The organism is Gordonia sp. SGD-V-85, assembly GCF_001456905.1.
GTDB lineage: Bacteria > Actinomycetota > Actinomycetes > Mycobacteriales > Mycobacteriaceae > Gordonia > Gordonia hongkongensis.
In genome coordinates this window covers 1-11,616 of sequence record NZ_LNQO01000042.1, presented here as the reverse complement: position 1 = coordinate 11,616, position 11,616 = coordinate 1, and the positions used below count along the sequence as shown (strand labels likewise).

Annotated in this window: 9 protein-coding genes; 5 read left to right on the top strand and 4 right to left on the bottom strand. The window is 68.5% G+C overall.

Annotated elements, in window-relative coordinates; all coding sequences use genetic code 11:
- On the bottom strand, nucleotides 1-1,596 hold a 1,596-nt coding region (locus tag AS181_RS24115), incomplete at its 3' end, for a cutinase family protein (protein WP_058253925.1).
- A 558-nt stretch (nucleotides 1,597-2,154) separates the two neighbouring features.
- Here AS181_RS24115 and AS181_RS24110 point away from each other — a divergent pair.
- Nucleotides 2,155-5,166, top strand: coding sequence for a Tn3 family transposase (locus tag AS181_RS24110; RefSeq protein WP_005195266.1), 3,012 nt, complete (start codon nucleotides 2,155-2,157; stop codon nucleotides 5,164-5,166).
- A gap of 35 nt (nucleotides 5,167-5,201) precedes the next feature.
- On the opposite strand, the gene merB is transcribed toward AS181_RS24110, so the two are convergent.
- From merB to merA, 3 genes are all read right to left on the bottom strand, one after another.
- Nucleotides 5,202-5,852 (bottom strand): organomercurial lyase MerB, encoded by a 651-nt coding sequence (gene merB / locus AS181_RS24105; RefSeq protein ID WP_005195267.1) that lies wholly within the window; start codon nucleotides 5,850-5,852, stop codon nucleotides 5,202-5,204.
- A 70-nt stretch (nucleotides 5,853-5,922) separates the two neighbouring features.
- On the bottom strand, nucleotides 5,923-6,345 hold the full coding sequence (locus AS181_RS24100) for a MerR family transcriptional regulator (protein WP_005203167.1): 423 nt from the start codon (nucleotides 6,343-6,345) through the stop codon (nucleotides 5,923-5,925).
- A 22-nt stretch (nucleotides 6,346-6,367) separates the two neighbouring features.
- A complete protein-coding gene (gene merA / locus AS181_RS24095; RefSeq protein ID WP_005195274.1) occupies nucleotides 6,368-7,804 on the bottom strand; it encodes a mercury(II) reductase in 1,437 nt (478 codons plus the stop codon).
- Between the two features lie 122 nt (nucleotides 7,805-7,926).
- Between merA and AS181_RS24090 the strand changes: the two genes are divergently transcribed.
- From AS181_RS24090 to AS181_RS24075, 4 genes are all read left to right on the top strand, one after another.
- A complete protein-coding gene (locus tag AS181_RS24090) occupies nucleotides 7,927-8,313 on the top strand; it encodes an ArsR/SmtB family transcription factor (RefSeq protein ID WP_004018626.1) in 387 nt (128 codons plus the stop codon).
- Nucleotides 8,314-8,560: 247 nt separating this feature from the next.
- A complete protein-coding gene (locus tag AS181_RS24085) occupies nucleotides 8,561-9,535 on the top strand; it encodes a dihydrolipoyl dehydrogenase family protein (protein WP_005195276.1) in 975 nt (324 codons plus the stop codon).
- Between the two features lie 167 nt (nucleotides 9,536-9,702).
- Nucleotides 9,703-10,653: a tyrosine-type recombinase/integrase gene (locus AS181_RS24080; RefSeq protein WP_005195278.1), complete on the top strand. Its 951-nt coding sequence runs from the start codon at nucleotides 9,703-9,705 to the stop codon at nucleotides 10,651-10,653.
- Nucleotides 10,654-11,159: 506 nt separating this feature from the next.
- On the top strand, nucleotides 11,160-11,603 hold the full coding sequence (locus AS181_RS24075; protein WP_231742666.1) for a hypothetical protein: 444 nt from the start codon (nucleotides 11,160-11,162) through the stop codon (nucleotides 11,601-11,603).
- Nucleotides 11,604-11,616 lie beyond the last annotated feature (13 nt).

Below are 11,616 nucleotides of genomic sequence, written 5' to 3'. Positions count from 1 at the left end.
CCCGGACGCGCCGCCGGGCGGTGTGGTTTGCGGGACCGATGAGGCCCCCGAGGGAACTGTCTCGGACGGAGCCGATGGTGACGAGGTGTCGAGCTCCCACGGATACGCCGGTTCCGACGTCGCAGCGCTCGGCGGCAACGACGTCGTGGTCAACGACGGAAGTGTCGACGAACCAGCAGACCCCTCCCCGAACAGCCACGAGAAGTCATCGCCGCCGCTGCCGCTATCGGGCGAGTTCGACGACCCGCCGTCCTTGCCGGCGATGTCGCGTGCGGCCGCCACAATCCAGTCCCCGATCAACTTCGTCGGGGGCTGGCCTGTCGGTGTGGCCGATACCTCCGAGTATGAGGCGTGTTGCTTGGCCGCATCCCAGTACTTCAACAGCGAGGACACCTTGAACAGGTCGGAGTTCGCTTGGAACTCGGACTTGAACGCGGTAAACGCCTCAGAGACAAGGCGTTCCTGGGTTGCTGGTGGGACCAGCGTGACCGCTGCCTGGCCCAGCTTCGCCCCCAGAATGCCGACGATGGCCAACGGATTCGCAGCACCCGCGGTGGCGATCGCAGCGATGGTGCCGGGGGTGGCGACCGTCTGCACAACGGTCTTTACCGCGTTGAACCCGATCGTGCCTACCTTGATGACCGCCGACAGCGCGTCCTGCACACTCGGCAATGGCGTACGCGGGTCCGAGGCCACCGCCAACCGCTCCGACAAGGTCTGGCGCGGTTGGTAACTCAATGATTCGAGGTTGTTCTCCGACGCCTGGACATCTTCATTGACTACCGGTACCGCGGTCTTCACTGCGGTCAGTGCCAGCGCTTCGGCGATCGTCGACAACGACCCGATCGGATCGTCCGGGTTGAGTTCCGACTGGCCGGCGATGTTGGTGACCAACCGTGCCAAAGGAGCATTCGCCGGGGCATCGCAAGCGAGATCGCCAGGCGTGCACGCGGACAGATAGCGCCCCGCGATGGCCTGGTATGACGTGTCCTCGACGTCGCCGACCGGGGCGATACCGCCGCCCGGCGCGTTGGTCGTCGACACCGCCACGACCTTGGATACATTCGCGCCGCTGGTCCCCGGCACCGGGTCAGGAGAGGTCTGCCCCGGCTTACCGGGGAACAACGGTGCACCCTCAGGTCGGCCTGGATCGCCGAGATTGGCCAACAGAGCCAGCTTGTCGGCGCCGATCGCTGCTTTGCCACCGACGATGTCGTTCAACACAATTCGAGTGACGTGAGCGCCCTGGGAGTAGCCGACCAGACCGAACTTCGTGGCCGGGCACGCGGCGGCCTTGTCTTTGATCCAGGACAAGGTCTTGGCGACTGCGCCCTGAACGGACTGCTCGTACGGGACCTTTCCACCAGCCACAGCACCACCGAAGCCGGCGTCATACGGCACATACGCACGGTCCATGTCCCCGCGGGCGGCCGTGATCGCCGGATGAAGTACCTGAGACAGGAACCCCGCATCCTTCGACGGATCAGCGTCCGGCGACGACTGGCCAGTGCCCTGCACCGCGTACACCATCAGACCCGGGCAACCCCCCGGCTGCGCCGGCGCCGCCTGCACGTTCCCGACCCCGACACTGGCCATGGCAATAACCGCCGTAGCCATCACCGCCAAGGCCGCCCCCCAGGGCGAGCGTCGCGAGTCCTGTCCACCCCTCTGGACAGGATCGATCACCTCTACACTGGTCACCGGGCCGGTCCCCCATCGAAAGACAGGGAGCTGACCCTTGCGGCGACCACACGCGAGCCGTTCGACGGCAAATCAATCGCGCTCGCGTGCAGTCGCCAACCACCGCTCCGGAGAGGGACTGTTCGACGGCAATCTGACCGTCCCTCTCCGGAGTCTTTATTCAGGACATGCGCTGTCGGACAGAGGCCGACAGTCAAGGGTCCGGACCAATCTGGCCCACGAGGATCGGGCTCAAGAAGGTTCGTCATGCGAGTTCCTTCGCTCCAAGGGTTTTCCTCGAAGCGGCAGTGCAGCTATCCCAGTGAGGGGTCCCGGTAGTAATGGCGCAAAAAACAACGAAGTTCGCGTAGTGCCTGGTCAGCGGCGATTTCTCGGTTCGGGCTGCGGGCCGGGGTGGTTGGTGCTTGGCTTGTCTGCCGATGAGGTTGGTCGGCGTGTTGGAGGCTGGGGTTCGTGGCGACGCGGGTATTCGCGGACGAGGAGTTGCAGCGCCTGCGGGAGTTCCCGGAGATCAGTCGTGAGGAGTTGTTCCGGTACTTCACGCTGACCCCGGCGGATCTGGCGTTTGTTGCTCCGCAGGGCAGGGGCCCTGCGGTCCGTCTGGGCCTGGCGGTGGCGTTGTGCACCTTGCCGTGGCTGGGGTTCGTGCCGGACAAGGTGCCGTCGGCGCCGCCGGTGGCGGTGGCCCGGCTGGCGGATCAGCTGAATATCGATGCAGCGCAGCTTCGTTCGTATGGCAAGCGGGCGCAGACGCGGACCGAGCATGTGCGGCTGGTGGCCCAGTATCTGGGGTGGCGGCCTGCCGGGGCGATGGAGTTGAAGGAGCTGGATGAGTTTCTGCTGGCGCGGGCGATGGAGCACGATTCGCCGACGCTGTTGTTCCGGCTGGCGTGTGAGTACCTGATCTCGGCGCGGGTGATCCGGCCGGGCCCGGAAACGGTGGTCCGCCGGGTCGCGCACGCTCGCACGCGGGCGCAGCGGGAGACCTACGACCGGTTGGCGCGCGAGTTCACGCCGCAGCGGTGTAAGGAACTGAATGCGTTGCTGGTCGTCGACCCGTCGATCGAGATGTCGCGGTTGCGGTGGTTGTCGACCGGCCCGGTGGAGGCGTCGGCGACCGCGGTGAAGGCCGAGGTCGAGAAGCTGGTGTTCCTGCGCAACCTGGGCGCGGATGAGCTGGACATGTCGGTGCTGCCGGCGGAGCGGCGGCGGTTCCTGGCGACGGTGGGCCGCCGCTTGACGGGCCAAGCCCTCGAACGCCGGGATCCGCAACGCCGCTACCCGATTCTGCTCACCGTGTTGGCGCAGTCGGCCACCGATGTGCTCGACGAGGTGGTGCAGCTGTTCGATCAGGCGATCTCGGCCAGGTTGAGCAAGGCCGAACGCCGGATGCGCGACGAGCTGGCCGAGCGCGGTAAGGCCGGAGAGGATCGGCAGGGGTTGCTCGACGACCTGCTGGCGATCGTCTGTGACCTGCAGATCCCCGACGAGGAGATCGGCGGCCTGATCCGGGGCGATCGGATCGGATGGGAGCGGTTGCGGGCCGCGGTCGCGCAGGCCAAGCCTCGGCTGCCGCGCGATCACGGGCACCTGGCCGCTCTGGACAGCTCGTACTCCTACCTGCGGCAGTTCACCCCGCAGGTGCTGTCGACAGTCCGGTTCGCCGGCGGCACCGCCGCGACCGAGCTGCTGATCGGGGTGCACATGCTGCGGGAGCTGAACGCGACCGGTACCCGCAAGGTGCCCGACGACGCGCCGACCGGGTTCGTGCCGACGAAGTGGCGCGGCTACCTCGACGAGGCCCGCAAAGCCGGTAACACCACCGCCTATCGGCACTACTGGGAGCTGTGCGTGCTGCTGGGGCTGCGTGACGGGTTGCGCAGCGGGGATGTGTTCGTGCCGGGGTCGCGCCGCTACGCCGACCCGGCCGCGTACCTGCTGACCCCGCAGGCGTGGGAGCCGCAGCGTGACGAGTTCTGCCGCCTGGTCGGCAAGTCCGCTGATCCCGCTCGCGCGCTGGCGACCGCCACCGACGAGCTCGACGCCGCTATGGGCGAGTTGGAGAAGGTGCTCGCCGGCGGCGACGGGCCGGTCCGTCTCGATGAGGCCGGTGACCTGGTGATCTCACCGCTGTCGGCGGAGGATGTGCCCGCGGAGGCGACGGCGCTCAAGGCCGAGCTGACGGAGATGCTGCCGTTCGCGCCGATCGTGTCGCTGCTGATCGAGCTGGACAAACGCACCGGCTACCTGGACTGCTTCACCCACGCCGGCGGCAAACAGGCCCGCAGCCCGGAGCTGAAACGCAACCTCATCGCCGTCCTGCTGGCCTACTCCACCAACCTCGGGCTGACCCGAATGGCCGAGGCGTCGGGCCTCTCCTACGACATCCTGGCCTGGACCAGCGAATGGTATGTGCGGGAGGAGACGCTGCGGGCGGCGAACCTGACGATCATCGACTACCACCAAAGGCTGCCGCTGACCCCGGTCTTCGGCGCCGGCACCCTGTCGTCGAGTGATGGGCAACGGTTCCCGACCCGCGGCAAATCGGTCACCGCCAGAGCGTTGAGCCGCTATTTCGCGAACGAAGGACTGAGCACGTATACCCATGTCACCGATCAGCACGCCACCTACGGCACCAAGGTCATCGTCGCGACGAGACGCGAAGCTCACTACGTGCTGGACGAAATCCTCGGCAATGCAACGGATCTGCCGATCACCGAGCATGCGACCGACACGCACGGCGTCACCCTCGTGAACTTCGGGCTGTTCGACCTGCTCGGATTGCAGCTCTCGCCCCGCATCCGGGACCTGGGCCGGATCACCCTGTATCGGGCGGCGCCTCGGGCCCAGGTGGAGTCCGCGTTCCCGCACGCCGGGCCGCTGCTGACCCGCAAGCTGAATCTGGATCTCATCGCCGAGCACTACGACGACCTGCTCCGGCTGAGCGGGTCGCTGAAGTTCGGGCACGCCACCGCGTCGCTGCTGGTCGGCAAGCTCTCCGCGTCGGGCCGGCAGAACGCCCTCGCGGCGGCGCTCAAGGAATACGGGGCGCTGCGGCGCACGATCTACGCCGCCCGGTACCTGTCCGACCCGGGCTATCGGCGCAAGATCTCCCGACAGCTCAACAAGGGCGAATCCCTGCACGCGCTCCGCCGCGACCTGCTCTACGCGCACGAAGGCGCCGTGCGCGCGAGGCACCTGGAGGGACAGACCGAACAGGCATGGTGCCTCACGTTGGCGACCAACGCCGTCATCGCCTGGACCACAGAGTATTACGGGCTGGCGACCGAACAGATGCGGCGGGCCGGGCGGCGCATCGACGACGAGGTGCTGACGCACATCTCCCCGGCCCACAGCGAGAACATCAACTTCTTCGGCGCCATCGAGGTCGACATCGACGCCGAACTCGCCCAGCTCGGCCCCACCGGGTACCGGCCGCTGCGCGTGCGGGACACCCTGTTCTGACCCGCAGCGCCGGCCCGGATCGGCGGCGGCGCGATCTAGCAGCAGGCGCTGGTTCCGGTGGTCGTGGTCGGGTCGGTGATCGCGTCGGCGAGGGGGCGGGCGAGCTGGTGGTAGGCGTCGGTGACCGGCAGCACCGTCATGCCTGGGAATTTCGCCTGCCAGTGGTGGGCGGCGTCGGAGGTGGCGAGGAACATCTGCGGGTTGCAGCAGGTGGCGCGGAGGTGACCGGGCTGGATCCGGTCGGGGTCGACGAAGGCCACCATCGCGGTGGCCGGTTCCAGGTCGCTGACCCCGGTGACGGGGTCGATGGTCAGGCGCACGGTGGTGCCCGTGATCGGGCAGTCGGATTCGATGCAGGCGGGTGCGCCGATGACGGCGGGGAAGATGAGGGTGTCGGGGGCACACCAGGTGTAGAGCTGGTGGCCACCGACGCTGAACCGGTGCGGGGTCGGGTTGAGGGTCAGGCCCCAGCCGACGATCCGGCCGGCCTCGTCGTATTCGACGTCGGCGCCGATCGGCGTCTGCGCGGGGTCGAGGTCGGGCACTCCCGCGGCGGCGGCGAGTTCGGTGACGGTGACCGGGGTGCCGTGGGTGAGCAGCCGCAGCGCGGCGCGCATCAGCGCCCGGTCCCGGCCGGCGGGCAGGATCTTGGCGAAAACGTCGGCAGTGAGGTTGTCGGTACTCATGGGATCGGACTCCTCGAGGGCGATCGGACAGTGACGGTGCCGACGGTAGGGTCTGTCCCCGGGGTGAGGGTCAAGCCCGTAGCTCGCATCCGCACGGGTCACCGGCCCAGCACAGGTCGTCGGTGGCCAGATGCGCACGGTGTGCGGTTTCGAAGGCGTCGATGCGGTCGAGGATCTGCTCGGCATCGGCGATGCGCTGGCGCAGCCGCTGCCGCGACCGCTGCAGCAGCTCGGCGAGATGGGCGCCGACCGAACGGCCGTGGTCGTCACGGTCGGTGGAGGTGAGCTGGCAGATCTCGGCGATGGTGAGCCCGAGGCCGCGCAGCTCGCCGATGAACCGCACGCACCACTCCGCGTCGTCGGTGTAGAGGCGGTAGCCGGCCGGGCTGCGGCCCAGGGTGTAGATCAGGCCGAGGTCGGTGTACTCGCGCAGCGCCTTCACCGGCACCCCGGTGCGGGCCGAGAGGTCCCCGATCGTCATGTGTCCGTTCATCACTGCCTCCCGTCCGACGGCGTCAGCCTGCGCAGCAGGACAGTTTGGTGACGTCGGTGGTGAAAGTCTGCGCGGTCAGTTTCAGCGCTTCGGCCATGGTCAGGTACGGCGCCCAGGTGTGGGCGAGCCGGTCGACGGTCAGACCCGCGGTCATCGCATAGGTGGCGGCGGTGATCAGGTCCCCGGCGCCGTCGCTGAGGGCGTGCACGCCCATGATCCGGCCGGTGCCGGCTTCGGCGACGATCTTGACCAGGCCGCGGGTGTCCCGGTTGACCAGCGCCCGCGGCACGCTCGACAACCCCAGCACCCGGCACTGGCAGGCCAGCCCGGCCGCGGCGGCTTGCGCGTCGGTCAGTCCGACCGAGGCGATCGCGGGGCTGGTGAACGTCACGCGCGGCACCGTGGTGTAGTCCAGGACGCGATCGGCACCGGCCAGGGCGTTGTCGGCGACCAGGGTGCCCTGCGCGGCGGCCACGTACACGAACTGCGGATCCCCGGCCACGTCCCCGGCCGCCCAGATGCGCGGATTGCTGCTGCGCTGGCGGTCGTCGACCACGACCGCGCCCCGCTCGTCGACGGCGACGCCGACCGCATCCAGGCCCAGCCCGGCGGTGTTGGGGCGGCGGCCGGTGGCCATCAGCACCTGCTCGGCCCGCAGCTCGGTGCTGGCGCCGCCGCCGGTGCGCACGGTCACCACCTTGTGCCCGTCGTCGGCGAGGACCTTCTCGACGGTGGCGGCGGTGAGCACGTCGATGCGCTCGTGGGCGAAGACGGCCTCGAGCGCGGCCGAGATTTCCGGTTCCTCACCCGAGGTCAGCCGGCTACGCGCGATCACCGTGACCTTGCTGCCCAGGCGGGCGAACAGCTGGGCCTGCTCGAGCCCCACATAGCCCGCACCCACCACGATCAGCGACTCCGGCAGCTGCTGGAGGTCCATGGCGGTGGTCGAGGTCAGATACCCGGCCTCAACGAGGCCGTCGATCGGCGGAGCCCAGGGCGCGGCACCGGTGGCGATCAGATACTGGTCGGCCTCGATCACCCGTACACCGCCCTCGGCGCGCGCGACCCGCAGCACGGGTGCCTCGGCGCTGCCGTCGAACACCGCGGTGCCGGAGACGATCTCCCACCCGTAGTCGGCGGCCAGGTCGACATACTTCTCCGCCTGCAGCTGCCCGACCAGCGCGTCCTTGCCCGCGATCAGGGCGGGGAAATCCAGCGGCACCTCGGCGGGGGTGAGCCCGGGGAACCGGCCCGCCGCCTCGGCGGCGTGGCGGGCCTCGGCGGCGGCCAGCAGCGCCTTCGAGGGCACACACCCGACGTTCACGCACGTGCCCCCGACCGTCCCGCGCTCCACCATCACCACCCGTTTGCCGAGGTTGACCGCGGCGATGGCGGCGGCGAACGCCGCCGAGCCGGAACCGATGATCGCCAGATCGGCGCGGGAATCTGTCAAGGTCACGAGGGTGCCTCCTGGTCGGGCAACCGCTGAACCGACAACGGCTGCTATTCGTGTTGACGAATATCTACCGGAACCATATTATGCGCTTATCCGAATAGTTCAAGTCTCGTGGAGGCGATCCCATGGCCCGGTCCACCACCGCCACTGTCACCGTGCCCGGTGCCGAGTCGGCGTGTACGCATCTGGATACGACGGCGAAGTTTTTTCGCGCCCTGTCGGATCCGACCCGGCTCAAGCTCCTCGAATTCATCCTCGCCGGGGAGCGCACCTCCGCCGACTGCGTCGAACACGCCGGCATCTCGCAGCCCCGGGTGTCGGTACACCTGTCCTGCCTGGCCGACTGCGGGTATGTCCTCGCGCGCCGCGACGGGAAGAAACTGCGGTACTCCGTGGGTGATCCGCGGGTAGCTGACCTGGTGATGCTGGCGCGGTCGCTGGCGGCCGACAACTCCGCCGCGCTGGGCTGCTGCCCGCGCATCCCCGCCGCGGACGGTAGTGGGCGGCGATGAACACACCCGACAACAAGGCGATGAACACACCCGACAACGACTCGGGCGGGTTCGGTGGTCTGCTCGCAGTGGCCGGTGGCGTGCTGGTGATGGTCGCCTGCTGCGCCGGTCCCGCCCTGATCGCCGGCGGCGTGCTCGCCGGTCTCGGCGGTGTCTTGACCAGCCCGTGGCTGCTTGCCGCAGGCGTGCTGGTCGTGGCCGCCGCCGTCGGCTACACCCTGCGGCGCCGCGCCCGTAAGGCCACGGGGTGTTGTCCGCCCCGACCCGGATCACCATCCCCGCCATCGACGGCCTCGACACCGTCCCCTACTTCACTTCCCGCACCCTGCTGGACCTCACCGACCTGCCCTCACATCTGCTCGTCGTCGGCGGAGGCTACGTCGGCTGCGAGTTCGCCCAAATGTTCCGGCGATTCGGCTCCGAGGTCACCCTCATCCAACGCGCCGACCGGCTGCTGCCCGGCGAGGACCCCGACATCTCCGCCGCCGTCAGAGAGGGCATGACCGCCGACGGCATCACCGTGCTCACCGGCACCACCTGCACCGCGGCCACCGGCACCACCGGGAACATCCGGCTCGGCTGCACCGGCAGCGAAGCCGACGACATCACCGGCAGCCACCTGCTGATCGCGACAGGACGCACCCCCAACAGCGACAATCTCGGCCTCGAGTACCTCGGTCTCGAACCCGACCCACAGGGCTTCCTCACCGTCGACGCCTCCCTGCGCACCGACGCCGAAAATGTTTGGGCGCTCGGCGATCTGCGCGGCGGGCCCATGTTCACCCACACCGCCCGCGACGACGCCGACATCGTCTACCGCACCATATTCCGAAGCCAGGACCGCACCACAACCGGGCGCATCGTGCCGCACGCGGTGTTCACCGACCCCGAAGTCGGCGCCGTCGGGCTCACCGAACCTGCCGCCCGCGCCGCCGGCTACGACGTCGTCGTCGGGCGCCAGGACTTCACCGGCGTCGTGAAAGCCCGCGCCATCGGCAACACCCGCGGCCTGGTCAAATTCGTCGCCGACGCCGCCACCGACCGTATCCTCGGCTGCCACATCGCCGGACCCGACGGCGGGAACCTCGTTCACGAGGCCGTCATCGCCATGACCACCGGCGCCACCTACACCCAACTCGCCCAAGCCATCCACATCCACCCCACCCTCGCCGAAGCGGTCAACACCGCCGCCGGCGGCGTCCACCGCGAAATCGGCGCATAGACACCCCATGAGCATCGCCCGGTACTCGGGTGAGGCCATTTTCCGACTGCCACGGATAACACCCTGTTATCTGTAGCATCATGACATCCGGCCTGCGCCGACTCCGCTCCGGCGGTGCGCGACGCGGACCTGTTATCTGCGGCAAGCCCAGTGAGGGAGGTACCACCGTGCCGTCCGGGATCACCGTCCGCGCCGCCGGCGACAGCTTCCTCGACTCGATCGGCTCCCCGAACACCCGCCGCGCCTACGGCATCGCCGTCGACAAGACCACCGCCACGCTCGGCGAGACCCGGCGGCTGGCCGACGTCGCCGACGATGAGATCGGTGAAACCCTCGAAACCCTGTGGGGCTCCTCAGCAGTCAACACCTGGAACGCCCGCCGCGCCGCGGTCGCGTCGTGGCTGGCGTGGTGCCGCGAGCACGGCCACACCGCCCCGGCGGTCCCGGCCTGGGTGAAACGCTCCACTCCACCGGACTCCACCACCCCGGTGCACTCGCGCACCGCGATCGACCGGCTCATCGCCCGCCGCGACATCGACCTCCGGGAGAAGACGCTGTGGCGGATGCTCTACGAAACCTGCGCCCGCACCGAGGAACTGCTCCAGGTCAACATCGAGGACCTCGATCTGGCCGGGCGGTGTTGCCCGGTGAAGTCCAAGGGCGCCAAGCCCCGCACCCGCCGCCGCGGTGCCACCTACCACGAGTACGCGCACGAGCTCGTGTACTGGGACGCGGGCACCGCCCGGCTCCTGCCACGCCTCACCAAGGGCCGCACCCGCGGACCGCTGTTCGTCACCCACCGCCGACCGGGCCCCGGAAAGGCCGCCGCCGACCGGGACATCTGCCCCGACACCGGGCTGGCCCGGCTGTCCTACGGCCAGGCCCGCGCCGTGCTGGATGCCGCCACCGCGACGAATGGGCCCGGCACCGGTTGGGATCTGCACGAACTTCGGCATTCCGGCCTGACGCATCTCGGCGAGGCCGGTGCCAGCCTGGTGGAGCTGATGGCCAAGTCCCGCCACCGCAAACCCGAGAACCTACGCCGCTACTTCAAACCCTCACCGGCAGCCATGCGCGGCATCACCAGCCTCATCGGCCCCGACCGCAGCCACCGATAGCGGCCACCAACAAGAGCGTCCGTCTACCCGCTGACCAGGCACTACGCGAACTTCGTTGTTTTTTGCGCCATTACTACCGTGACCCCTGCCTGGACCGGCTATCGGGGACCTGCCAGGAGATCTGATACCAGAGAGCACTTGGTTGTTGCGCTTCCAGTTACGGGCACGCCAGTTTGGCGTGTACCGCGCGGTCACTCTCGAAGTCGGGTGGCAGACACCTTTTAGGGACTGGTGTGAGCGCGGCCCAGGGTTCCTCGCCTCGGGAGGCCTCGGTTCATCCATGGGGTAGGGCTACTCCCCCTCCGCTCAGCGTCCTCCGGCTCATCTGAACTACTATTTGGATTAGTTTCAAGATGGCTGTTGGAGGCGCGGTGATCGCAAGCGTTGTGGCCCAAGGGGCACTCTTGGGGCTGTTCGGTGCGGTCGTAGCGTGTGGTGTCGCCGCTGCCCGTCGGCCGGGTCGAGGTGGGGAGGCTTGGCGGGCGCTCGTTTCGTGTGCGCTTGCTGTGAGTGCGGCCGGCGGCGTGATGGTGGTTGCTCCCCAGGGCTTTTTCGCGGCGGCTATCGTGTTGGCGCTGCTCTGTGTTGGGGCGTTCATGCTGTCTTCTGCTCGTCTGCACGGCGCGTCGTTGGCGGTGATGGTGGACTCGCTCGTGTGGATGGCCTCGGCGATGTGGGTGTTCATCGTGTTCGCCGCCACGGGCGGGCCGATCGAGGGTGGTGTGGTGCCTGCTGATCCGATTGCCGAGTTGGCGTTGAGGGCAGAGCTCAATCGACCCCCGAGGTGGGTCCGTACTGGCAGTGTGATCGCGATTTTCGGTCTGGTGGCCGCGATAGTCTTCCGCCTGGCCCGGCCGGCCTCCTGTGGTGATTGCTTCGAGACCCTCGTTCCCGGCGCCCACGCCCGATGGCCACAAAATACGAAGGTGGTTAGTAGAAGTGGGGTGTGATGCGGGTGTGCGG

Coding starts and splice junctions, on each gene's coding strand:
- merB (WP_005195267.1), bottom strand. CDS start 5,852: ATGAGTACCGACAACCTCACTGCCGACGTTTTCGCCAAGATCCTGCCC.
- AS181_RS24100 (WP_005203167.1), bottom strand. CDS start 6,345: ATGAACGGACACATGACGATCGGGGACCTCTCGGCCCGCACCGGGGTG.
- AS181_RS24090 (WP_004018626.1), top strand. CDS start 7,927: ATGGCCCGGTCCACCACCGCCACTGTCACCGTGCCCGGTGCCGAGTCG.